The organism is Pseudomonas sp. 382 (genome assembly GCF_002759075.1).
GTDB classification, from domain to species: Bacteria; Pseudomonadota; Gammaproteobacteria; order Pseudomonadales; family Pseudomonadaceae; genus Aquipseudomonas; species Aquipseudomonas vlassakiae.
Window position 1 is genome coordinate 54,326 of record NZ_PEMX01000003.1, and the last position, 22,845, is coordinate 77,170.

At 63.8% G+C, this 22,845-nt stretch carries 27 protein-coding genes; 14 read left to right on the forward strand and 13 right to left on the reverse strand.

Annotated features, from left to right (window positions below):
- Positions 1–61 precede the first annotated feature (61 nt).
- The 3 genes from CQW31_RS05120 to CQW31_RS05130 all read right to left on the reverse strand — a co-directional run bounded on the left by CQW31_RS05120 (position 62) and on the right by CQW31_RS05130 (position 1,845).
- A complete protein-coding gene (locus tag CQW31_RS05120; protein WP_054887322.1) occupies positions 62–712 on the reverse strand; it encodes a DUF2589 domain-containing protein in 651 nt (216 codons plus the stop codon).
- 62 nt (positions 713–774) lie between these two features.
- Complete coding sequence (locus tag CQW31_RS05125) at positions 775–1,155, reverse strand: Mor transcription activator family protein (RefSeq protein ID WP_054887321.1); 381 nt, start codon at positions 1,153–1,155, stop codon at positions 775–777.
- A 231-nt stretch (positions 1,156–1,386) separates the two neighbouring features.
- Positions 1,387–1,845 carry a hypothetical protein gene (locus CQW31_RS05130; RefSeq protein ID WP_099813951.1) on the reverse strand — a complete coding sequence of 153 codons (459 nt, stop codon included), beginning with the start codon at positions 1,843–1,845 and terminating at the stop codon, positions 1,387–1,389.
- Between the two features lie 148 nt (positions 1,846–1,993).
- On the opposite strand from CQW31_RS05130, the gene CQW31_RS05135 reads away from it, so the two are divergent.
- Positions 1,994–2,182: a hypothetical protein gene (locus CQW31_RS05135; RefSeq protein WP_003248064.1), complete on the forward strand. Its 189-nt coding sequence runs from the start codon at positions 1,994–1,996 to the stop codon at positions 2,180–2,182.
- 34 nt (positions 2,183–2,216) lie between these two features.
- On the opposite strand, the gene CQW31_RS05140 is transcribed toward CQW31_RS05135, so the two are convergent.
- Positions 2,217–2,591: a hypothetical protein gene (locus CQW31_RS05140; RefSeq protein WP_054887319.1), complete on the reverse strand. Its 375-nt coding sequence runs from the start codon at positions 2,589–2,591 to the stop codon at positions 2,217–2,219.
- Between the two features lie 194 nt (positions 2,592–2,785).
- Between CQW31_RS05140 and CQW31_RS05145 the strand changes: the two genes are divergently transcribed.
- Positions 2,786–5,104: an acylase gene (locus CQW31_RS05145; protein ID WP_099813952.1), complete on the forward strand. Its 2,319-nt coding sequence runs from the start codon at positions 2,786–2,788 to the stop codon at positions 5,102–5,104.
- A 121-nt stretch (positions 5,105–5,225) separates the two neighbouring features.
- Here CQW31_RS05145 and lpxH read toward each other — a convergent pair whose 3' ends face one another.
- Together lpxH and CQW31_RS05155 are read right to left on the reverse strand one after the other, a co-directional pair.
- A complete protein-coding gene (gene lpxH / locus CQW31_RS05150; protein ID WP_054887317.1) occupies positions 5,226–5,948 on the reverse strand; it encodes a UDP-2,3-diacylglucosamine diphosphatase in 723 nt (240 codons plus the stop codon).
- On the reverse strand, positions 5,945–6,445 hold the full coding sequence (locus CQW31_RS05155; protein ID WP_054887316.1) for a peptidylprolyl isomerase: 501 nt from the start codon (positions 6,443–6,445) through the stop codon (positions 5,945–5,947). The genes lpxH and CQW31_RS05155 overlap by 4 nt, the downstream gene beginning before the upstream one ends.
- A 248-nt stretch (positions 6,446–6,693) precedes the next feature.
- Here CQW31_RS05155 and CQW31_RS05160 point away from each other — a divergent pair, with 248 nt between their 5' ends.
- Positions 6,694–8,397: a glutamine--tRNA ligase/YqeY domain fusion protein gene (locus CQW31_RS05160; RefSeq protein ID WP_054887315.1), complete on the forward strand. Its 1,704-nt coding sequence runs from the start codon at positions 6,694–6,696 to the stop codon at positions 8,395–8,397.
- A 9-nt stretch (positions 8,398–8,406) separates the two neighbouring features.
- Positions 8,407–9,789, forward strand: a complete 1,383-nt coding sequence (gene cysS, locus CQW31_RS05165; RefSeq protein ID WP_054887314.1) for a cysteine--tRNA ligase — start codon at positions 8,407–8,409, stop codon at positions 9,787–9,789.
- Positions 9,790–9,908: 119 nt separating this feature from the next.
- Here the strand turns inward: cysS and CQW31_RS05175 are convergent, their stop codons facing one another.
- The 5 genes from CQW31_RS05175 to CQW31_RS05200 form a co-directional block, all read right to left on the reverse strand.
- Positions 9,909–11,300: a HAMP domain-containing sensor histidine kinase gene (locus CQW31_RS05175; protein ID WP_099813954.1), complete on the reverse strand. Its 1,392-nt coding sequence runs from the start codon at positions 11,298–11,300 to the stop codon at positions 9,909–9,911.
- Entirely contained in the window at positions 11,278–11,958 is a 681-nt protein-coding gene (locus tag CQW31_RS05180; protein WP_054887312.1) for a response regulator transcription factor, read from the reverse strand. The genes CQW31_RS05175 and CQW31_RS05180 overlap by 23 nt, the downstream gene beginning before the upstream one ends.
- 145 nt (positions 11,959–12,103) lie before the next feature.
- Positions 12,104–13,123: a branched-chain amino acid aminotransferase gene (locus CQW31_RS05185; RefSeq protein WP_054887311.1), complete on the reverse strand. Its 1,020-nt coding sequence runs from the start codon at positions 13,121–13,123 to the stop codon at positions 12,104–12,106.
- A 264-nt stretch (positions 13,124–13,387) separates the two neighbouring features.
- Positions 13,388–13,747 carry a hypothetical protein gene (locus CQW31_RS05195; protein WP_099813955.1) on the reverse strand — a complete coding sequence of 120 codons (360 nt, stop codon included), beginning with the start codon at positions 13,745–13,747 and terminating at the stop codon, positions 13,388–13,390.
- Positions 13,744–14,121: a glyoxalase superfamily protein gene (locus CQW31_RS05200; protein WP_099813956.1), complete on the reverse strand. Its 378-nt coding sequence runs from the start codon at positions 14,119–14,121 to the stop codon at positions 13,744–13,746. Before CQW31_RS05200 ends, CQW31_RS05195 begins: the two co-directional genes overlap by 4 nt.
- 272 nt (positions 14,122–14,393) lie before the next feature.
- Between CQW31_RS05200 and CQW31_RS05205 the strand changes: the two genes are divergently transcribed.
- The 8 genes from CQW31_RS05205 to ureG are packed head-to-tail and all read left to right on the forward strand — an operon-like array spanning position 14,394 to position 19,956.
- The gene (locus tag CQW31_RS05205) at positions 14,394–15,227 is read left to right on the forward strand and encodes an urease accessory protein UreD (protein WP_099813957.1); all 834 of its coding nucleotides are present in this window, start codon (positions 14,394–14,396) and stop codon (positions 15,225–15,227) included.
- Between the two features lie 9 nt (positions 15,228–15,236).
- Positions 15,237–15,539: an urease subunit gamma gene (locus tag CQW31_RS05210; protein WP_027916767.1), complete on the forward strand. Its 303-nt coding sequence runs from the start codon at positions 15,237–15,239 to the stop codon at positions 15,537–15,539.
- 19 nt (positions 15,540–15,558) lie between these two features.
- Complete coding sequence (locus tag CQW31_RS05215) at positions 15,559–15,876, forward strand: urease subunit beta (protein ID WP_099813958.1); 318 nt, start codon at positions 15,559–15,561, stop codon at positions 15,874–15,876.
- The gene (gene ureC, locus CQW31_RS05220; RefSeq protein WP_099813959.1) at positions 15,873–17,576 is read left to right on the forward strand and encodes an urease subunit alpha; all 1,704 of its coding nucleotides are present in this window, start codon (positions 15,873–15,875) and stop codon (positions 17,574–17,576) included. Before CQW31_RS05215 ends, ureC begins: the two co-directional genes overlap by 4 nt.
- A gap of 10 nt (positions 17,577–17,586) precedes the next feature.
- The gene (ureE, locus tag CQW31_RS05225) at positions 17,587–18,078 is read left to right on the forward strand and encodes an urease accessory protein UreE (RefSeq protein WP_099813960.1); all 492 of its coding nucleotides are present in this window, start codon (positions 17,587–17,589) and stop codon (positions 18,076–18,078) included.
- Between the two features lie 23 nt (positions 18,079–18,101).
- Positions 18,102–18,647, forward strand: a complete 546-nt coding sequence (locus CQW31_RS05230) for a HupE/UreJ family protein (protein ID WP_099813961.1) — start codon at positions 18,102–18,104, stop codon at positions 18,645–18,647.
- Positions 18,647–19,321, forward strand: coding sequence for an urease accessory protein UreF (locus CQW31_RS05235; protein ID WP_054887302.1), 675 nt, complete (start codon positions 18,647–18,649; stop codon positions 19,319–19,321). The genes CQW31_RS05230 and CQW31_RS05235 overlap by 1 nt, the downstream gene beginning before the upstream one ends.
- A gap of 11 nt (positions 19,322–19,332) precedes the next feature.
- A complete protein-coding gene (gene ureG, locus CQW31_RS05240; protein ID WP_099813962.1) occupies positions 19,333–19,956 on the forward strand; it encodes an urease accessory protein UreG in 624 nt (207 codons plus the stop codon).
- Between the two features lie 4 nt (positions 19,957–19,960).
- Here the strand turns inward: ureG and CQW31_RS05245 are convergent, their stop codons facing one another.
- Together CQW31_RS05245 and CQW31_RS05250 are read right to left on the reverse strand one after the other, a co-directional pair.
- Positions 19,961–20,689 carry a thioredoxin family protein gene (locus CQW31_RS05245; RefSeq protein ID WP_099813963.1) on the reverse strand — a complete coding sequence of 243 codons (729 nt, stop codon included), beginning with the start codon at positions 20,687–20,689 and terminating at the stop codon, positions 19,961–19,963.
- Between the two features lie 164 nt (positions 20,690–20,853).
- Positions 20,854–21,513, reverse strand: coding sequence for an HAD family phosphatase (locus tag CQW31_RS05250; RefSeq protein ID WP_099813964.1), 660 nt, complete (start codon positions 21,511–21,513; stop codon positions 20,854–20,856).
- Between the two features lie 93 nt (positions 21,514–21,606).
- Between CQW31_RS05250 and lexA the strand changes: the two genes are divergently transcribed.
- A complete protein-coding gene (gene lexA / locus CQW31_RS05255; protein ID WP_054885326.1) occupies positions 21,607–22,224 on the forward strand; it encodes a transcriptional repressor LexA in 618 nt (205 codons plus the stop codon).
- The gene (imuA, locus tag CQW31_RS05260) at positions 22,224–22,844 is read left to right on the forward strand and encodes a translesion DNA synthesis-associated protein ImuA (RefSeq protein ID WP_099813965.1); all 621 of its coding nucleotides are present in this window, start codon (positions 22,224–22,226) and stop codon (positions 22,842–22,844) included. Before lexA ends, imuA begins: the two co-directional genes overlap by 1 nt.
- Position 22,845: the final 1 nt, after the last annotated feature.

The following is a 22,845-nucleotide window of genomic DNA, read 5'->3' on the forward strand; positions in this document are numbered from 1 at the left end:
CTGAGGGTGGAAGAGGCCCCGCCGCCAGGCGCGGGGCAACCGATCAAACAGCGAGCGACCATCACGCGTTATTGGGAGCTGCGCCTGGAGGCGTTGGGTCTTTCAAGGTATCGGCCTGCGAGATCTCCTCCTGGCTCTCCAGGGTTGAATTCTGGGTCACTGTCGGCTTGGTGGCGGCTTCGGTGAGGAAGTCGATCACCCGCATCATGGCCTCCGGTGGATCCTGGCGACGCAGTGAGGTATTGAATGCATAGCGTGCACGGGTATCGGTCTTGCGGGTTTGCGTCGACTTGCTGCTGATACTGCCTTTGACGTCCAGTTTGAAAGGCCCCCAACCCAGCGAGGCCGCCACTTCGCCACTTTTGTTGGATTCACTGAAGTCCTCGGCCATCTGGCTGATGGTCAGTTCGAACTCGACGTTACCTTCTTCGATGGTGATGTTCGGGTGGGTGATGGCCGCCAGCAGCGGCACCTTCATGGATTTGCTGACGACGCCTTTGTACTCGCCTTGCTCGTCAACGATGGTTTCGTCATAGTCGAACTGGATGGCAACCGCTTTGCCATCTTGTACGCAGACCTGCATGAGGAAGTCTGCATAGGATTTGCTGGCGGTGACCTGCGCTTGCACCATGGCTTGCAATGGTGCAGCGATCATGCGGTCCATGGGCAAGGCATTGATGACAGAACCGATGAGGCTGTTATCGATAGACATGTGGGTTTTCTCTTTTTATCAGGGTTGAGGGGGCGGCCACGTTCAGGCCGCGATGGTTACAGTCAGCGGGAGCAGTGCTCCTGGCGCCGGATGTTGCCAATCTGTCGCAGGCTCAGCCCATACTTGTTGGCGAGCAGGCTGCGAGACAAACCTTCGGCGCTCTCTTTCTGGATTTGCAGATTGCGCAATTGCCGCAGGAAATGATCTGCCTTGGGTATTTCCAGCGCCACGCCGGCAAATCGCTTGATCAGGGCCTCGAGTGCGTCTGCCGGAAGCACGTCGGCGAGTTTGGTGCGCGTTCGGTGCTTGGGAATGTACTTGGGCCTGCCGCCGTAGGCGCAGGTCAAGTGGTAGGCGTTTTCAAGGCCGATGCATTCGATCAAGGCCTGCAACGAATGCGGTAACTGGCCGATGTCGATGGATGTGAGATCTGGCAGTTCCATAGGAGACTTCCTCGCGGTGGATTGGGCGCGATGCCGTCGTTGGCATTGAGGAATTCTCGGTGAGCGCCGAATGTTGCCGCTAGGCGCCAAGTGGGCTGGCAGTTGTAGTTTTGGTGAGCAGGGCTTGCAGGCAACGATGTCGCGTGATGTAGGACGTTACGTCGACGCTGCTTTGCAGGCCCGATTATTCGTTGGGTTGCATTACCATCGCGCTAGTGAGTGCCCGAACCCTTATTCACACGGATAACTGTTCAGCAGGCTTGCACCTGAAAGATAGGCGTGGGCGTTACCTGACTGCTCGCGGGGCAAGGTGCGCCAGTCGATGTCCAGGCAGAGGCTGTTCAATGGCTGGTCATCGAGCATGCCGATGACCCTGTCGGGAAAAGTCCGCCGATAGCGGGCGACGGTTTTGCCCTGGGGCTCGACTTGATCCGCCTGTGCCAGCGCCTGGCGAGCGAGTCCGGGCAGCAATGGGTGCGCGATGGTGAAGTAGGGGTGGCCGGGCCTTGCTTGCAGGTGCCCGGCTGCACGGGTTCTCTGCCACAGTTGTTGCCACTGGCTGCTGCCAGCATGCGCAGCCAGTTGGTTACCTAGCTTGAGCAATTGCTCAGGCGGCGCCTGGCCGGTGTCGAGGGCCTGAATGGGAAGTGATGGTGCGAGCAGTATGATGAACAGCGCGAACCTGTGCATGGTGCCTCCAGCGTGGATTGAGGAAGCCCAATGCTTTCAGGCATGCCCTGCCATGCTAAGCAGGAAATACAGCGCTGCAAGGCGTTGACGTTGTATCATTGTCGTCGCTCGTTGTGAGCAAATACCCCCGAAGTTGAAGGATTTTTCGATGACCCACGTGCAGCGCCTCAAATATTCGCTTCTGATCATCCTGGTGGTGCTGGGCCTCATGCTGGGCCTGTCGCATCTGCAGAAGCAAGGCACGATCAGTGAACAGACCTTCCAGATGCTGGCTATCGCGATTGCCGTTGTGGTGGTCGTGATCAACGGGATTCTGCGGCGCAAGGTCAAGCCCTGACGCCTGCCCGGCGGCAGCGTCAGGCGGCCTGCAGTCAGCGCGGCAAGGGCTGTTCGAGTACGGCGCGTGCTTCGGGCTTGAGGCTGTAGCACTTGTCGCTGCCAAGGCTGATCACACCCTCTGTGCACAGCCGTTTGAGCACCTCGCGCACGCTCAGAAACGACAACGGGATGTCCAGTTGCTCCAGTTGCGCATGCACGCCGCGCACGCCGATGCTGCGCCCGGTGCGATCTGCGTGGTACAGCGCATCGATCACCTTCAGGCGAATGAGGCTGGTGCGCAGGCCGTAATTGCGCAGCAGTTCGCGAATCTGCTCGTTGCCGGTACGCTCATCCACGCAGGCGGCCGCGCCGTTGGCCGCCTTTCCCGGAATGCACCCGGTCTGCAATGAGGGTTGCGGGTCGTACATGTGAATGCTCCTTTTCGTGGACTGTCCCGAAATATGGTTGGCTCACTGATTAGGACGAATGAGAACGGCAAATCTGCAGCGTCTGCCTGCAAAATTTTCTGCCGGTGTTTCTTGAAGACGGTTCGCGGCGCCACTGCGCGTAAAATTTTCATCCAGCCGTTCGTTTGATCGGGAATGATCCCTGAATCCGAGGAATGCCCGTGTTGTCAATTTCGCGTCCCTTGACCTTTGCCAGCCTGGCGGCTGCCCTGGTCGCCTCCAGCGTAGCCGTGCAGGCGCGGCAAACCGGCGCTGATGCCAGTGCGCAGATCCGTCGCACCAGTTTTGGCGTGCCGCATATCGTCGCCAAGGATGAGCGCGGCCTGGGGTATGGCATTGGCTATGCCTATGCCCAGGACAACCTGTGCCTGCTGGCCAATGAAGTGCTGACGGTCAACGGTGAGCGCTCGCGCTATTTCGGCGCTCAGGCCAAGACCCTCGAACAACGCGACAACCTCGCCAGTGACCTGTTCTACACCTGGCTCAACACGCCGGCGGCAGTCACTGGGTTCATGCAGGCCCAGCCAGCACAGGTGCGCGAATTGCTGGAGGGTTATGCCAGCGGCTTCAACCGCGCCTTGGCCGAGCGGCGCAAGCAAGGCCTGCCTGCGCAATGCGGCGACGGCCAGTGGGTACGCCAGATCACCAGCCAGGACTTGGTCAAACTGACCCGTCGCCTGCTGGCTGAAGGGGGCGTGGGCCAGTTCGCCGAAGCGCTGGCGGGTGCCCAGCCCCCCAGGCTGGCAGCCCAGCGAACAACCCCGGCCTTTGACGTGGCGCTGGCCCGGCAGCAGCGCTTCGCCTCCGAGCGCGGCAGCAACGCGGTGGCTGTGGGGGCGCAACGCTCGGCCAATGGCCGCGGCCTGTTGCTGGCCAACCCGCACTTCCCGTGGATGGGTGGCATGCGTTTTTACCAGATGCAGCTGACCATCCCAGGCAAGCTGGATGTGATGGGGGCCGCTTTGCCTGGCCTGCCAGTGGTGAACATCGGCTTCAACCGCCACCTGGCCTGGACCCACACGGTGGATACCTCAAAGCACTTCACCCTGTATCGCTTGCAGTTGGACCCCAAGGATCCGACCCATTACCTGCAGGATGGCAAGTCCATCCCGATGACACGGCAAACCGTGAGCGTCAGGGTCAAGGCCGACGATGGCACCCTCAGCCAGATCGAGCGCCAGGTCTACAGCTCCCGTTTCGGGCCGATTGTGCAGTGGCCGGGGAGACTGGACTGGGACACCCAGGCAGCCTACAGCCTGCGCGATGCCAACCTGGACAACACGCGCGTGCTGCAGCAGTGGTACCGCATCAATCGTGCCGACAGCCTGGAGGCCCTCAAGGGTTCCATCGAGCAGTTGCAGGGCATCCCGTGGGTCAATACCCTCGCCGTCGATGCCGCAGGCAAGGCGCTGTACCTGAACCAGTCGGTAGTGCCTTTTGTCGATCAGCAACTGCTCAGCGCCTGCAGCGATCCGACGGCGCAAGGCCCTCTGGTGGTACTGGACGGGTCGCGCAGTGCCTGCCAGTGGAAGGTCGATGCCCAGGCCGCGCAGCCTGGTATCTTCCCGGCGCGAATGCTGCCGAGCCTGGAACGCAACGACTTTGTGCAGAATTCCAACGACCCGGCCTGGATGGCCAACCCGGCCCAGCCGTTGACCGGCTTCTCGCCATTGATCAGCCGCAGTGACCAGCCGCTGGGCATGCGCGGGCGTTTTGCCCTTGAGCGCCTGCAAGGCAACGCCAAGCTGGGTGTCGACGACTTGCAGCGCATGGTGCTGGATGACGAGGTTTACCTGGCCAGCCTGGTACTGCCCGACCTGCTGCAGTGGTGCAAAGTGGCTGAGGCCGAGGTGCAGGCCGTGTGTGTCAGCCTCGCTGCCTGGGATGGCAAGGCCGGTGTGGACAGTGGTGTTGGTCTGGTGCATTTCCAGAACATGGTCGAGGCCATGGCCAAGCATCCGCAAAGTTGGCGCGTGGCTTTCGACCCGGCAGACCCTCAGCACACCCCGCGGGGCCTGGCGGTGGAGCAGGCGCTGGTGCGCAAGCTGTTGCGTGAAGCGGCCTTGGGTTCGCTGCAGCAAGTGGCCGACGCCGGAGTCGAGGAGGGTAGCCGATGGGGGCAGATCCAGCAGGCTGCCGATGGCACGCCGGTGCCGGGCGGCCCGCAGCAGCTTGGGGTTTATAACGCGATGTTCAGCGTGCCGCATGGGCCGGGCAAGCGCCTTGTGGTCAGCGGTACCAGCTATCTGCAGCTTGTCAGTTTCACTGAGCACGGGCCACAGGCACGTGGGCTGCTGGCCTTCTCGCAATCCAGCGAAGCTGGCTCGGCGCACTTCAGCGACCAGACCCAGGCGTTTGCCGCCAAGCAGCTGGCAGCGATACCGTTTACCGAGGCGCAGATCAAGGCGGACCCGGAGTATCGTCAGTATGTGATCAGTGAACGGGACAAAGCCGCGGTGGCCAGCCGGCCTTGAGCCTTTGGCCTGTAACGGCCTGTTCGCGGGCTCGCCCGCTTCCACGGGAAACTCCACAGGCCTGAGTCCAGTGGTTTCCCTGTGGGAGCGGGCGAGCCCGCGAAAAGGGCGAATTGGACTTTCAGGAGAACTCGAATGGCTCCAGGGCAAAGCCTTGCCCATCGACCTGCAAGGTCCAGCCCCGACGGTCCCAATCCCCCAGCACGATGCGCCGGGCCGGTTCACCTTCGACCACCAGCTTGTGAATCGCCGGCCGGTGGGTGTGGCCATGCACCAGCGTGCGTACGCCATGCGCGGCCATCACTTTCGGCACTTCTTCCGGCGTGACGTCGACGATCTCGGTGGCCTTCATGCGCACCTGCGCACGGCTTTCGCTGCGTAGCTTGCGCGCCAGTTTCTGGCGGGTGGCCAGCGGCAGGTGCCGAAGGATCCACAGGCTCACCGGGTTGCGCAGGTAACGGCGCATCTTCATGTAGCCCAGGTCGCGGGTGCACAGGGTGTCGCCATGCATCAGCAGCACCTGTTCACCGCCCAGCTCGATCACGCTTGGGTCGGCCAGCAGTGTGCAGCCAGCGGCCGTGCAGAAGTCCTGGCCAATCAGGAAGTCGCGGTTGCCATGCATCAGGTAGATCGCCGTGCCGCTGTCGCTGAGCTGGCGCAAGGCCTGGCAGATCGACTGCTGGAACGCTGTCATGGCGTCGTCGCCGATCCACGCTTCAAAAAAATCACCGAGGATGTACAACGCCTTGGCGTGACGGGCGCGGCCGTCGAGCAGATCAAGAAACGCCCGGGTGATGTCCGGGCGTTCTTCTTGCAGGTGCAGATCGGAGATCAGCAGGATCACTCAATGATCTCGGCTTTCTCGATGATCACGTCGTCCTTCGGCACGTCCTGGTGGCCAGCCTTGGAGCCGGTGGCAACTTTTTCGATCGCATCGACGATTTCACGGCCTTCGGTCACTTCGCCGAACACGGCGTAGCCCCAACCCTGTACGTTCTTGCCGCTGTGGTTGAGGAAGTCGTTGTCGGCGGCGTTGATGAAGAACTGCGCCGAGGCGGAGTGCGGCTCCATGGTGCGGGCCATGGCAATGCTGTACTTGGTGTTCTTCAGGCCGTTGTCGGCTTCGTTCTGGATGCTGGCACGGGTCTTCTTCTGGTTCATGCCGGCTTCGAAACCGCCGCCCTGAATCATGAAGCCCTTGATCACACGGTGGAACACGGTGCCGTTGTAATGGCCGTCCTTGACGTACTGAACGAAGTTTTCGGTGGTCAGCGGCGCTTTTTCGGCGTTCAGTTGCAGAACGATGTCGCCGTGGTTGGTGGTCAGTTTGACTTTGGACATGCTGAAATTCGCTCTTTCAAGGCATACGGGAATAGGGTGCGCAGGGCGCGTTTAGTCACCTGACGCAGGATCGGGCAACCGCGACACATGTTGATGGTTCATGGCGCGCAGCGGCCATTTTGCACGGATCGCGATAAATCGCGCCAGTTTGTCGGTGCCCGGCTGTCAGCAGCTTGACTGCTTCGGCTATGATAGGCCCTTTGATTCAATCGGCCTACCCAGGCCGGACACGTGCATTCAAGGATCCTATGAGCAAGCCCACTGCCGACAACGCGCCCAACGCCGCTGCCAAAGGCGCCCCCGCTGTCCCTGCGAACTTCCTGCGGCCGATCATCCAGGCCGACCTGGACTCGGGCAAGCACAGCAGCATCGTCACCCGCTTCCCGCCGGAGCCCAATGGCTACCTGCACATCGGCCACGCCAAGTCGATCTGTGTCAACTTCGGCCTGGCCAAGGAGTTCGGCGGCGTCTGCCACCTGCGCTTCGACGACACCAACCCGGCCAAGGAAGACCAGGAATACATCGACGCCATCCAGCGCGACGTGAAATGGCTGGGCTTCGACTGGGCCGGCGAGGTGCGCTATGCCTCCGACTACTTCGACCAGCTGCACGACTGGGCCGTTGAACTGATCAAGCGTGGCAAGGCCTATGTCTGCGACCTGACCCCTGATCAGGCCAAGGAATACCGTGGCAGCCTGACCGAACCCGGCAAGAACAGCCCGTTCCGCGAGCGCGGCGTCGAGGAAAACCTCGACCTGTTCGCACGCATGAAGGCCGGCGAGTTCAAGGACGGCGAGCGCGTGCTGCGTGCCAAGATCGACATGGCTTCGCCGAACATGAACCTGCGCGACCCGATCCTCTACCGCATCCGCCATGCCCACCACCACCAGACCGGTGACAAGTGGTGCATCTACCCGAACTACGACTTCACCCACGGGCAGTCGGACGCCATCGAAGGCATCACCCACTCGATCTGCACCCTCGAGTTCGAAGGCCACCGCCCGCTGTACGACTGGTTCCTCGACAACCTGCCGGTCCCGGCGCACCCGCGCCAGTACGAGTTCAGCCGCCTGAACCTGAACTACACCATCACTTCCAAGCGCAAGCTCAAGCAACTGGTGGACGAAAAGCACGTCAGTGCCTGGGACGACCCGCGCATGTCGACCCTGTCGGGCTTCCGCCGCCGCGGCTACACCCCGGCGTCGATCCGCAACTTCTGCGAAATGATCGGTACCAACCGTTCCGACGGCGTGGTCGACATGTCGATGCTCGAATTCAGCATCCGTGACGACCTCGACCGCACCGCGCCACGCGCCATGTGTGTGCTGCGCCCGCTGAAGGTGGTCATCACCAACTATCCGCAAGGCCAGGTCGAGCAGCTTGAACTGCCGCGCCACCCGAAGGAAGACATGGGCGTGCGCGTGCTGCCGTTCGCCCGCGAGCTGTACATCGACCGCGACGACTTCATGGAAGAGCCGCCGAAGGGTTACAAGCGCCTGGAGCCCGCCGGTGAAGTGCGCCTGCGCGGCAGCTACGTGATCCGCGCCGACGAGGCGATCAAGGATGCCGACGGCAACATCGTCGAGCTGCGCTGCTCGTACGACCCGGACACCCTGGGCAAGAACCCGGAAGGCCGCAAGGTCAAGGGCGTGATCCACTGGGTACCGGCCGAAGGCAGTGTCGAGTGCGAAGTGCGCCTGTACGACCGCCTGTTCCGCTCCGCCAACCCGGAAAAGACCGAAGACGGCGGCAGCTTCCTCGACAACATCAACCCGGATTCGCTGCAAGTGCTGACGGGCTGCCGCGCCGAGCCATCGCTGGGCCAGGCGCAGCCTGAGGACCGCTTCCAGTTCGAGCGCGAAGGCTACTTCTGCGCCGACCTCAAGGACAGCCAGCCGGGGCGTCCGGTGTTCAACCGCACCGTCACCCTGCGTGACTCCTGGGGCAGCTAAGGAACCGCCGTGCTTACCATCTACAACACGCTGAGCAAGACCAAGGAAGCCTTCAAGCCGCTCGATGGCAACAAGGTGCGCATGTACGTGTGCGGCATGACCGTGTACGACTACTGCCACCTTGGCCATGGCCGCAGCATGGTGGCGTTCGACCTGGTGACCCGCTGGTTGCGTAAAAGCGGCTACGACCTGACCTATGTGCGCAACATCACCGACATCGACGACAAGATCATCAACCGCGCCAACGAAAACGGCGAGGCGTTCGATGCCCTGACCGCGCGCATGATCGACGCGATGCACGAAGACGAGCGCCGCCTGAACATCCTCAAGCCGGACTTGGAGCCGCGTGCCACCGACCATATCGCCGGCATGCACGCGATGATTCAGACCTTGATCGACAAGGGCTACGCCTACGCGCCCGGCAACGGCGACGTGTACTACCGGGTCGGCAAGTTCGCCGGCTACGGCAAGCTGTCGCGCAAGAAGATCGAAGACCTGCGCATCGGTGCCCGCATCGAGGTCGACGAGGCCAAGCAGGATCCACTGGACTTTGTCCTGTGGAAAGGCGTCAAGCCGGGCGAGCCATACTGGGATTCGCCGTGGGGCCCGGGCCGTCCGGGCTGGCACATCGAGTGCTCGGTGATGTCCACCTGCTGCCTGGGTGAGAGCTTCGACATCCACGGCGGTGGCAGCGACCTGGAGTTCCCGCACCACGAGAACGAGATCGCGCAGAGCGAGGCGGCCACTGGCAAGCAGTACGCCAACAGCTGGATGCACTGCGGCATGATCCGTATCAATGGCGAGAAGATGTCCAAGTCGTTGAACAACTTCTTCACCATTCGCGACGTGCTCGAGAAGTATCACCCGGAGGTGGTGCGCTACCTGCTGGTGGCCAGCCACTACCGCAGCGCCATCAACTACTCCGAAGACAGCCTGCGCGATGCCAAGGGCGCCCTGGAGCGCTTCTACCACGCGCTGCGTGGCCTGCCGCGGGTTGCCGCCAAGGGTGGCGAGGCGTTCGTCGAGCGCTTCAGCGTGGCGATGAACGACGACTTCGGCACCCCGGAAGCTTGCGCCGTGCTGTTTGACCTGGTGCGCGAGATCAACCGCCTGCGTGACAGCGATGTCGATGCGGCGGCGGGCCTGGCCGGTCGCCTGCGTGAGCTGGGCGATGTGCTGGGTGTGCTGCAACTGGAGGCCGATGACTTCCTGCGTGCCGGCGCCGAAGGCAAGGTCGATGCGGCGGAGGTGGAAGCCTTGATCCAGGCGCGTCTGCAGGCGCGTGCGGACAAGAACTGGGCTGAGTCCGACCGTATCCGTGACCAGATCACGGCCATGGGTGTGGTGCTGGAAGACAGCAAGGGTGCCACCACCTGGCGCCTGGCTGACTGATCGGCGCAACTGGGGCCGCTTTGCGGCCCTTTCGCGACACAAGGCCGCTCCTACAGGGGAACACGATCTCCTGTAGGAGCGGCCTTGTGTCGCGAAAGGGCTGCAAAGCAGCCCCAGCTTTATTTGGCCAAACCGGCCAATGGGCAGTGCAATACCAGCCTGGCCCCACCCAGCTCGCTCTCGCCAATCTCCAGCCCGAACCCGTGCAGGTCGACGATCGCCGCAACGATCGACAACCCCAGCCCGAACCCGGAATGGCGGTGGCCTTCCTCGCTGCGATAGAACCGCTTCAGCACCGCAGCGCGCTCCTCTTCGGGAATCCCCGGCCCGCTGTCTTCGATGGCAATGTGCACGCCCAGCTCATCCTGAGTCGCCTTGATGGCAACCCGGCCGTCTTCAGGCGTGAACTTGATGGCATTGCCCACCAGGTTGGCCAGTGCTTCGAACAGCAACTCGCGATCACCGTGCAGCGCCGGTAACTGGGCCGGCTGTTCCAGGTTGAGGCGAATGCCGCCATCTTCGGCCAGCGGCAGGTAGAAGTCGTGCAGTTCCACCAGCAAGTCGTGCGGATCAAGCTGAACGAAGCCGGCGCGGCGCTGGCGGTCTTCCAGCTCGCTGATGCGCAGCAGGCCACGGAAGCGGGCCATCAACGTATCGGTCTCACCAATCGCCTGGTCCAGCGCTTCGGCTTGTGGTGAATCGTGCGCGCTTTGCTGACGAATACGGTAAAGCTGGGCCCGCAAGCGGGTCAGGGGAGTGCGCAAGTCGTGGGCGATGTTGTCGCATACGCCTTTGACTTCATGCATCAGCCGCTCGATGCGGTCGAGCATGGCGTTGACGATATCGGCCAGCATGTCCAGCTCATCGCGGCGCGCTGACAGTGGTAAGCGGTGGGTGAGGTCGCCGGCAACGATCAGCTCTGCCTGGGCCTGAATGGCACGAATGCGCTTGAGCGGGCGGCGGCGTAGCAGGTACCAGCCGGCAAACCCCGGAATCAGGGTCAGCGAGATGCCCCACAGCAAGGCATGCAGGATGATGCGGGTCACCACGAACAACGAGCCATTGTCGCGGAACAGTACCAGCCAACGGCCATCTTGCACCCTGATCGCCACCGCATCGCAGCTGTCACGTGGCATGTGCGGGTCATCGGCATCCAGGCAGCGCTTGAGTTCGTGCACCTTGCCGTCCAGGCCCAGGTCCGGGGGGATCGCGCGAATCCGCCCGCCCACCGGGTTGAACTGGGCATCGAACAGGCCATAGGCATCGAAACTGCGTTCCTCGAACGCCTGGCTGGCGACCAGGGCATCGTCGAGCTGCTTGCCGCTCATGTGTGCGAACAGGTGCTGGCGCTGCAGCATCGAGTGGCGGGTCAGCTTGTTCAGGTAGCTGGACACCTCGAAATACAGCACCCCCATGAGGATGCTGCTCCAGGCCACGAAGAGGAAACTGTACAGCGCCAGCAGGCGGCTGGTGGACGAGCTCCAGCCCTTAGACGGGTTCAGCAATGGCATAGCCCGAGCCCCGTACCGTACGGATCAGCGGCGACTGGCCGGGGGAGTCGATTTTCTTGCGCAGGCGCCCGATGTGCACGTCGATCAAGTTGGTGCCCGGGTCGAAGTGGTAACCCCAGACTTCCTCGAAGATCATCATCCGCGTGATCACCTGGCCGCTGTGGCGCATCAGGTATTCCAGCAGTTTGTACTCGGTGGGTAGCAGGTTGAGGGTCTGCTCGCCGCGGCGGGCTTCGTGGCTGATCAGGTCCAGCTGCAGGTCGGCGACCTGCAGGCGGGTCTGGGTCATCGGTACACTGTTGCGGCGCAACAGTACTTCGACCCGTGCCGCCATTTCGTCGGAGGCGAACGGCTTGGTCAGGTAGTCGTCGCCGCCGGCGCGCAGACCACGCACGCGCTCATCCACGTCGGACAGGGCGCTGATCATCAGGATCGGCGTGGTGATTTTCAGGTTGCGCAGGGTGGTGACGATCGTCAGGCCATCGACCTCGGGCAGCATCCGGTCTACGGTGATCAGGTCGTAACCGCCGGCGATCGCCTTGGCCAGGCCCTCGCGGCCGTTGTCGGCCCAATCCACTTCCAGGCCGTGGCTGGAGAGTTCGGCGACGATTTCCTGGCCGGTGACGGCGTCGTCTTCGATGGTCAGTACGCGTGGCATGCTCGTTCCTGGGCGTCTATTGGAGACTTGATTGTGCCAAAGAATAGCCAAACGGCGATTTAAGAAAAATTCATCTACGCCGGGTAAAACAAAACGGGGCATGCCAGTGTCTGGCATGCCCCGTCGATCAGCGCGGTGCAGCGTCTCAGGCGACCTTGACGATCCAGCCGGCTGGCGCTTCGACGTCGCCGCTCTGGATACCGGTCAGCTCGTTGTAGAGCTTCTGGGTGACGGGGCCGACTTTTTCCAGGTCGTGGAACACGTGCAGCTTGCCGTTGTACTCGATACCACCGATCGGGGTGATCACCGCAGCGGTACCGCAAGCGCCGGCTTCGACGAAGCGGTCGAGCTTGTTGATCTCGACGTCGCCTTCGATCACGGTCAGGCCCAGGCGCGCTTGTGCCAGTTCCATCAGCGACAGGCGGGTGATGCCTGGCAGTACCGAGGCCGATTTCGGGGTGACGAATTCGTTGTTGGCGGTGATGCCGAAGAAGTTGGCCGAACCGACTTCCTCGATCTTGGTATGGGTCAGCGGATCGAGGTAGATGGCGTCGGCGAAGTTGGCCTTCTTGGCTTCAGCGCCTGGTTGCAGGCTGGCGGCGTAGTTGCCACCGACCTTGGCTGCGCCAGTGCCCTGAGGGGCGGCACGGTCGAAGCTGGAAATCTGGAAGTTGTGCGGCTTCATGCCGCCCTTGAAGTACGAGCCAACCGGGATGGCGAAGACCGAGAAGATGAACTCGGGGGCGGTGCGCACGCCGATGTTGTCGCCGGTACCGATCACGAACGGGCGCAGGTACAGGGCGCCTTTGCCGTGTGGCGGGACGAACTTCTCGTTGGCCTTGACCACTTGCTTGCACGCCTCGATGAACACATCGGTCGGCACCTGCGGCATCAGCAGGCGCGCGCAGCTACGCTGCATGCGGGCTGCGTTCTGGTCTGGGCGGAACAGGTTGATCGAGCCGTCCTTGCAACGGTAGGCCTTGAGGCCTTCGAAGCACTGCTGGCCATAGTGCAGGGCGGTGGAGCCTTCACTGATGTGCAGCACGTTGTCTTCGGTCAGGGTGCCTTTGTCCCACTCACCATTGCGCCATACGGACAGGTAGCGCTTGTCGGTCTTGATGTAGTCGAAACCCAGCTTGTCCCAGTTAATGCTTTCGTTACTCATGACACCCTCGATTGTCTTGCAAGTGCCCGATCGCTCGGGCTGCTGTTATATGCGCACCACGCCACGATAATACAAACCTTGCGGATCGGGAACGGCCAGTCACGAATTGGCCACTATCTGAACGTTTCGATTGTCTGGACCGGCCTCTTCGCGGGCGCGCCCGCTCCCACAGGTATCGCGCAAGTCTTGAGAGCTGCGCCAACCCTGTGGGAGCGGGCTTGCCCGCGAAGAGGCCGGCCCAGGCAACACAAGGCCCGTCCAGCCTTAGCGTTGCTGCAAGCGCCTGTTCCAGTCTCCGGCATGATTGCGATTACAGGCCTCTTCACTGTCGAATCGCACATGCCAGGCAACGTGCTCCAGCTTCACACCGGCTGCATCGAGTGCCTGGGCTGTCAGCGCCAGCATGCGCGCCTTGGCCTTACCCGCCAGCGCCGCTGCTTTATCGGCCTCACGCTCGAATACCCAGGTAATGCGCAGGCTGGCCGGGTAGTCATCCGGGTCCAGCTGATGGGTCAGCCAGGTGAAGCCGACGATCTCGCCTTTTGCGGTCTCGCAGGCTTCGGTCAGGCAGGCGACCAGCTCGCGTTCCAGTCGCGCCAGGTCGCGCTTGCTCATGGCTTTCACTGGGCATCCTCATCATCGATCTGCTGGCAGAAGCGCAACAGGTTGCCGAACGGGTCGCGGATCTGCATCTGCAGGCCCCAATCGACCCGTTCGGCCTGGGGGCGGGCATAGCCGTACTGCTTGTCCAGCAGTTCGCGCTCCAGTGCCAGCAGGTCTTCGGTGCGGGCGAACACGGTCGAGCCGGGGCAGGCATCGCCGTGGTGTTCGCTCAGGTGCAGGATCAGGCCGTCGCGGTGGATCTGCGCGTACAGCGGCAGGTCCGGGCTGAAGCGGTGTTCCCAGTCGAGCTGAAAGCCCATGAACTCGAGATAGAACTCCTTGGCCTTGTCGACCGAGAAAATCCGCAGGACCGGAATGGCAGGGGCGAGGGGCATGGCGGTTCCTTGGCCGTAGGTAAAACAGAGACTGTAGCGCAGCACCGAAACAGGGCCAAGTGCCGCCCCGGCAATGTGCGATGTAACCCCATATGCCCCATGCCAGAGCCGTCGCCGTGAAGGTTTCATCTTCATTCACCTGCGTAGTTGGCCCGCAACCTGCTATATCCAGCCAGCGAAATTTGATCGAGTGGTCAGTCTGCGGTTGCCCGAAAAGGCCACGCATGACCCTCAAAACGGCCGTCAGGCCACGGATATCAAGGGGCCGCAGGATGTCGCTCGCGGAGCAGATCGAACCATCGGAGCAGGACGCCGGCTGGAGCGCGCACTTGCAGTTGCGCTTCGTCGAGCGCAATGGCGTGACCCGCATTGGTGCGCGCCGGCATTTCGGCCCGCTTTTGGTGCAGCGCCCGTTCTACCCAGAGGGTGGACCGTGCCACGTGTATGTGTTGCACCCGCCCGGCGGCATCGTTGCCGGTGACCGGCTGGAGCTGGATATCCACCTCGAGCCGGGCAGCCATGCGCTGCTGACCATGCCGGGTGCCAGCAAGTTCTACCGCAGCATCGGCCCCACCGCCCGGCTGGCCCAGCGCTTCCACCTGCAGGCCGGCAGCACGCTGGAATGGCTGCCGCAGGACAGCATCTTGTTCAACGGCGCCCGCGCCAGCCTCGACAGCCGCTTCACCCTGGAACCGGGGGCGAAGCTGTTGGCCTGGGAAACCCTGTGCCTGGGCCGGCCGGTGATGAACGAGCGTTTCGAGCAGGGTGCACTGGACAGCCGCCTGTGCATCGAGCTGCCAGGCGACCCCGGCCTGCACGAGCGGCTGCGCATCGCCGGTGGGCAACTGGCCAAGGTCGGCGGCCACCCGCTGGTCGCCACCTTCTGCGCCGCCCCGGCGACCCCGGCGGTGCTGGAGCAGGTGCGCGCGCTACTGGATGAACTCGACACCCCCGCAGGCGCGACTTTGCTCGGCTCGCTGCTGGTGATCCGCCTGCTCGACCACGACAACCAACACCTGCAACACACCCTGCAGCGCCTCTGGCATGCCCTGCGCCCGGCCGTTCTCGGCCTGGCCGCATGCCCGCCGCGCATCTGGGCCACTTGAGAGAGCGCCATGGAGCTGACCCCGAGAGAGAAAGACAAACTGCTGTTGTTTACCGCCGCGCTGCTGGCCGAACGACGGCTGGCCCGTGGCCTGAAGCTCAACTACCCGGAGGCGGTGGCGTTGATCAGCGCTGCGGTGCTCGAAGGCGCCCGCGATGGCCGCACGGTGGCCGAGCTGATGAGCCTGGGCCGCGAAGTGATTGGCCGCGAGCAGGTCATGGAGGGCGTCGCCGAGATGCTCCATGACGTGCAGGTCGAGGCGACCTTCCCCGACGGCACCAAGCTGGTGACCGTGCACGACCCTATCGTCTGACCTGGAGCAGGAGCTCAGCATGATCCCAGGTGAAATTCAGGTCGCCGCTGGCGACATCGAACTCAACGTCGGCCGTGACACGGTCAGCGTCAGCGTGGCCAACCATGGTGACCGGCCGGTGCAGGTCGGTTCGCACTACCACTTCTACGAGGTCAACGATGCGCTGGTGTTCGAGCGTGAACCGACCCGTGGTTTTCGCCTCGATATACCGGCTGGCACCGCCGTGCGCTTCGAGCCGGGCCAGGCGCGCACCGTGCAACTGGTGGCCTACGCCGGCAAGCGTGAAGTGTACGGCTTCCAGGGGAAGGTCAATGGCGCACTGGAGGGTAGGGCATGAGCCGTATTTCCCGTCGGGCCTATGCCGACATGTTCGGCCCCACCGTCGGCGACCGCGTTCGCCTGGCCGATACCGCGTTGTGGGTTGAGGTCGAAAAGGACTTTACGGTCTATGGCGAAGAGGTCAAGTTCGGTGGCGGCAAGGTCATCCGCGACGGCATGGGCCAGGGCCAGATGCTCGCGGCCGAGGCCATGGACCTGGTGCTGACCAATGCGCTGATCATTGATCACTGGGGCATCGTCAAGGCCGATATCGGCGTCAAGCGCGGGCGCATCGCTGCCATCGGCAAGGCCGGCAATCCCGACGTGCAGCCGGGCGTGACCGTGCCGGTCGGCCCAGGTACCGAGGTGATCGCCGCCGAGGGCAAGATCGTCACCGCCGGCGGCATCGATTCGCACATTCACTTCATCTGCCCGCAGCAGGTCGAAGAGGCGCTGACCAGTGGCGTCACCACCTTCATTGGCGGCGGCACCGGCCCGGCCACCGGCACCAATGCCACCACCTGCACGCCCGGGCCGTGGTACCTGGCGCGGATGCTCCAGGCCGCCGATTGCCTGCCGATCAACATCGGCCTGCTGGGCAAGGGCAACGCCTCGCGCCCCGAAGCGCTGCGCGAGCAGATCGCCGCCGGTGCCGTGGGCCTCAAGCTTCACGAGGACTGGGGCTCGACCCCGGCCGCCATCGACTGCTGCCTGGGCGTGGCTGAAGAAATGGACATCCAGGTGGCGATCCATACCGACACCTTGAACGAGTCGGGCTGCATCGAAGACACCCTGGCGGCCATCGGCGACCGCACCATCCATACCTTCCATACCGAAGGTGCCGGTGGCGGCCACGCGCCAGACATCATCCGTGCGGCCGGGCAGGCCAACGTGCTGCCGTCCTCGACCAACCCGACCCTGCCGTACACGGTCAACACCGTCGACGAGCACCTCGACATGCTCATGGTCTGCCACCACCTGGACCCGAGCATTGCCGAAGACGTGGCCTTCGCCGAGTCGCGCATCCGCCGCGAGACCATTGCCGCCGAGGACATCCTCCACGACATGGGCGCCTTCGCCATGACCTCGTCCGACTCCCAGGCCATGGGCCGGGTCGGCGAAGTGGTGCTGCGCACCTGGCAGGTGGCGCACCAGATGAAGCTGCGTCGCGGCCCGCTGGCACCAGACACCGGCTACAGCGACAACTTCCGGGTCAAGCGCTACATCGCCAAATACACCCTCAACCCGGCATTGACCCACGGCATCGCCCATGAAGTCGGTTCGGTGGAAGTGGGCAAGCTGGCCGACCTGGTGCTCTGGTCACCGGCGTTCTTCGCGGTCAAACCGGCCTTGGTGATCAAGGGCGGGATGATCGCCACCGCGCCAATGGGCGACATCAACGGTTCGATTCCAACCCCGCAGCCAGTGCACTACCGGCCGATGTTCGGTGGCCTGGGTGCGGCCCGTCACGCCACACGCATGACCTTCCTGCCCCAGGCCGCCATGGACCGTGGCCTGCACCAGGAGTTGGGGCTGCAGAGCCTGATCGGCGTGGCCCACGGCTGCCGCCGGGTGCGCAAGGCCGACATGGTCCACAACACCTTGCAGCCAGTGATCGAAGTCGACTCGCAGACCTATCAGGTACGCGCCGACGGCGAGTTGCTGGTGTGCGAGCCGGCCAGCGAACTGCCGCTGGCCCAGCGTTATTTCCTGTTCTGAAGGAGTGAAGATGATTGTCCTGACCCGTCGGATCGAGGCATCCGAGAGCGTCACCGGTACTGTGACCCTGGACGTCGACAGCCGCATCAAGAGCCGCCTGCGCGTGGTCCTCGATGACGGCCGCGAAGCCGGCCTGATGCTCGAACGTGGCCACCTGCTGCGCGGTGGCGAGCTGCTTGCCGATGCCGCAGGCACCCAGGTGATCCGCATCCTCGCTGCACCTGAAGCGGTTTCGACGGTGCGCTGCGACGACCCGCATCTGCTGGCCCGTGCCGCCTATCACCTGGGTAACCGCCATGTGCCCTTGCAGATCGAGCCAGGCCTGCTGCGTTACCAGCACGATCATGTGCTCGACGAGATGCTGCGTGGCCTGGGCCTGACGGTGCTGGCCGAGCAGGCACCGTTCGAGCCTGAAGCCGGCGCCTACCAGAGCGCACCGCATAGCCACAGTCACAGCCATGGCAACGACCATCCGTTCGTGCGCCTGCCAGCCCATCCCTGAATCCCTCATCCAAGGAGCCCACCATGAAAAAGACTTTCGCCCTTGCCCTGCTAATGGTCGCATTGCCAGCTTTCGCCCACCCTGGTCACGACGGCAACCCGCTGCAGGATGGCTTGCTGCACCCGCTGACCGGTCTTGACCACCTGCTGATGCTGCTAGGCACCGGAGTGCTGGCTGCGCTGACCCGGCGCAACCTTGCCCTGCCACTGGCCACCCTGGCGTCGATGTTCGCTGGCGCCGTGTGCGGCCACCTGTTCGGCGATGTGCTGGGCATGGAAAGCATGATTGCCGTGTCGGTGCTGGTGGCTGCCGTTGCCGTGCTGCTGCCGCGCCGTCAGTTGCTGCTGGCCCTGGCCATGCCGGTGTTTGCCTTGTTCCACGGCTGGGCACACGGCGTGGAAGCCACGCCAAGCGCTTTCTGGATGTTCAGCGCAGGCTTCGTCACGGTCAGCGGCCTGCTGCTGGCCGTCGGCTTCGGCGTCGGATGCTTGCTGCGTCGTCATAGCGGCCTGCAGAAGGCCTTCGGTGGCGGCATGCTGGCTGGCGCCGCGCTGGTGCTGGCCGGTTGATGAACAGCGACCTGGCACTGCTGCGTCTGCTGCAGCTGGCCAGCCCTGGCCTGCCGGTGGGTGGCTTCACCTACTCGCAAGGGTTGGAGTGGGCCGTGGAGGCTGGCTGGGTGCGTGATACTGCCAGCTTCAGCGCCTGGCAACGGGAGCAGCTGCACGACACCCTGGCATGTCTGGATTGGCCGGTGCTGGCGCGCCTGTATCGCGCCTGCGAGGCAGGCGATGCAGAGGCCTTTGCGCACTGGAGCAGGTTCCTGCTGGCCAACCGCGAAACTGCCGAGCTGCGCCTGGAAGAACAGCAGCGTGGCTCGGCCCTGGCGCGCCTGCTCGACGGCTGGCAGCTGGGCCAGGACCCGGCCTGGCGCGCCAGCCTTGAACTCAGCCAGCTTGGAGGCATGGCCTGGCTCGCCGCGCACTGGCAGATCCCGTTGCGTCAACTCGCCCTCGGCCATGCCTTCGCCTGGCTCGAAGGCGCGGTGATGGCCGGGGTCAAGCTGGTGCCGTTCGGCCAGCAGGCGGCGCAGACCCTGCTGCGCGACCTGGGTGCTGAACTGCCCGGCGTGCTGGACCAGGCCCTGGCCTTGGCCGATGACCAGCTCGGCGGCGGCCTGCCGCTGCTGGCAATCGCATCTTCGCGTCACGAAACCCAATACACCCGTTTGTTCCGTTCTTGAGGACTGCCTACATGCAAAGCTATCAGCAACCCCTGCGCGTCGGTGTCGGCGGCCCGGTCGGCTCTGGCAAGACCGCGCTGCTCGAATGCCTGTGCAAGGCCATGCGCGATCACTACCAGATCGCCGTGGTCACCAATGACATCTACACCAAGGAAGACCAGCGCATCCTCACCGAAGCCGGCGCCCTGGAACCTGATCGGATCGTCGGCGTCGAGACCGGCGGCTGCCCGCACACCGCCATCCGCGAAGATGCCTCGATGAACCTGGCTGCCGTTGAAGCGTTGGCGCGCAAGTTCGGCAACCTTGAAGTCATCTTCGTCGAGAGCGGTGGCGACAACCTCAGTGCCACCTTCAGCCCGGAGCTGGCCGACCTGACCATTTATGTCATCGACGTGGCCGAGGGCGAGAAGATCCCGCGCAAGGGTGGGCCCGGCATCACCAAGTCGGATTTCCTGGTGATCAACAAGACCGACCTGGCGCCTTACGTCGGCGCCTCGCTGGAGGTCATGGAGCGTGATACCCAGCGCATGCGCCCGCAGCGGCCCTGGACCTTCAGCAACCTGAAGAAGGGCGAAGGCTTGCAGGCGGTGATCGACTTCATCGTGGAGCGGGGCATGCTGGGTGTGAGGGGCTGACCGCTCACTCATGGCAGCAATGGGGTTTGCCGTGCTGGCCTTCGTAGCGATCATGATGCCGCACCCAGTCCATGGTCCCGGCTTCGTTGCGCCCCAGTGGGGCGATGTCGAGGAAGTTGTAGGTGTTGACCAGGATGTCCAGGCCGCGGGCGTAGGTGGAGTAGGTATGGTAGAGCGCGCCGTCCGGGTCTTTGTAGAAGGCACTCAGGCCCGGTAGTTCGGCCTCGTTGCCGGTGTACGGCTCATAGTTGTACTGGCGTTGGCCCTCGGTGCCGACGCTGACGCCGAAGTCCTCGTTGAAACCGCTGCCGTTCGATGAATACCAGGGGAATCGCCAGCCCATGCGCTGGCGGAAAGCCTGGAATTCGGCGTAGGGCGCGCGCGACACGGCGACCAGCGAGACGTCGTGATGGGCCAGGTGCAGGTTGGCACCGTCGAAATGATCGGCGAGGAACGAGCAGCCTGGGCAGCCTTCGTTCCAGCCCTCGGCAAACATGAAGTGATAGACCAGCAACTGGCTGCGCCCGGCAAACAGGTCGGCCAGGCTCAGTTCGCCGTCCGGGCCTTGGAAACGGTAGGGCTGCCCGACCTTGACCCAGGGCAGGGCATGACGGGCAGCAGCCAGTTCATCGCGCTGGTGGGTGAAGGCCTTTTCGTGCAGCCATAGCTGGCGGCGGGCGGCCAGCCATTGCTCGCGCGAGGCGATTGGGTGTTTGGGATCGGGGGTGCTCATGGGGCTGACTCCGTGAAGGGATTCAGTGAGTGGTCGATTCGAAGGGGAGGTGGATCGACAGGCCAGGAGCAGGGCCGACGAGTGGTTTGCGGGTGTAGGGCGGTAGGGTTGCGGCGCTCGATCTCACAGGCGCTGAATGCCTCCCGGCGGGCACCTAGAGGCCCTCACCCGTGCATGGTCTCGATCAATTCCCACAGCTGTGGGTCATTGAAATCCTGCACCACCAGTTTCGCCCCCGCAGCCAGCAGCCGCTCCGGCGTCTGGGTAGTGGCAACGCCCACGGTAAAGATCCCGGCCCCGCTCGCAGCCGTAACCCCCGGCAACGAGTCCTCGAACGCCAGCGCCTCGCCCGCCACCGCTTCCAGGCGCTGCAGCCCGGCCAGATAAGGCAGCGGATCAGGCTTCGCCCGCTCCAGCTCCTCGGCCACCAGCACATGCTCGAAGCGATCGCCAAGCCCCATGGCCTTGAGCATGTGCTCGGCATTCAGCCGCGGCGCATTGGTCACCACGCACATGCCGATGTTGCAGGCCCGCGCATGGTCCATCAGCCGCAGCAGGCCGGGCATGGGTTGCAGCGCGGGTGACAGGTCGCGAAAAAGCGCTTCCTTGCGGTCGGCCAGCGCCTTGCGCTCGGACGCACCAGCAAGTGGAAACAGTTCGGCAAACAGTTCGCCATTGGCTCGGCCGCTGACCTGGGCATCGAATTGTTCCTGGGTCAGCTCGCGGCCGTCATGGTCGTGCAGCAGTTGACGGAAGGCTTGCAAATGCAGGGTATCGGTGTCGGTCAAGGTGCCATCGAGATCGAACAGCAGGGCAGTCAGCATCAGGTATCCAAGGATTCAAGAACAAACGCCAGGGGATGATAACCAAACCTGACGACAAAGGGGGCTGTTCAGCGCACACTGAAAAGAGTACAAATGTACTCCATGGACAATCTCACCCCAAAACGCCGTGCAATCCTCGATTTCATTCGCGAGCGCATTGCCGACCATGGCCAGCCACCGAGCCTGGCCGATATCGCCAGCCGCTTCGGCTTCGCCTCGCGTAGCGTCGCGCGCAAGCACATCACTGCGTTGTGCCAGGCCGGCTTCATTGACGTCACCCCCAACCAGGCGCGGGGCATTCGCCTGGCCGAGCCCTTGCGGCGGCCGGAAATCCTCGAAATTCCCGTGCTCGGGCAAGTGGCTGCCGGCGCGCCGATCGGCCCGGACCTGGGCATTCACGAACAATTGCTGCTCGACCCCAGCCTGTTTCGCCGCACCCCGGATTACCTGCTCAAGGTGCGCGGCGATTCGATGATCGAAGATGGCATCTTCGACGGTGACCTGGTCGGCATCCTCCAGCAGGGCGAGGCACGTGATGGTCAGATCGTGGTTGCGCGACTGGACGGCGAGGTGACCATCAAGCGCCTGCAACGCCAGCCCGGCGGTTACCGGTTGTTGCCACGCAACCCAGCCTATGCACCAATCGATGTGGGGCCTGAGCGCGAATTCTTCATCGAAGGCGTGTTCTGTGGCCTGCTGAGGCGCGACTGATGGGCGCGGTGGTCGATCTCGATCGGCTGCTCGACCAGCGCCAGGTCTGGCGTGGGCGGCAGGGCCAGGTGCGCCCGGCCGGTTTGCAGCCCACCGGCCATGCGCTGCTCGACCAGTGCCTGCCGGACGGCGGCTGGCCAGCCGCAGCCCTCAGCGAGCTGCTCCTGGCCAGCCCGGGCTGTGGTGAATTGCAGCTGCTATGGCCCTCCCTGTCACGCCTGACGGCTGAGGGCGGGCGGGTGGTGTTGGTGGCGCCGCCGTTCATTCCCTATGCACCGGCCTGGCAGGCAGCAGGTGTGGACCTGCGCTGGCTGGTGCAGGTCGATGCCGGGCAGGCCGATGCCCTGTGGGCGGCCGAACAGTGCTTGCGCTCCGGCAGCTGCGCGGCGGTGCTGTGCTGGCCGGAGCGTGCCGATGACCGCGCCTTGCGCCGCTTGCAGGTGGCCGCCGAGACAGGGCAGGCATTGGCCTTTGCCTGTCGCCCGCAAGAGGCGGCCCACAACCCGTCGCCCGCTGCGCTGCGTATTGCCGTGGATACGCGCCCGGCACAATGGCGTGTACTCAAGTGCCGTGGCGGCATGCCCCCGGCCCTGCCCATCGCCTGCCCAGGGCGGGGCTGAT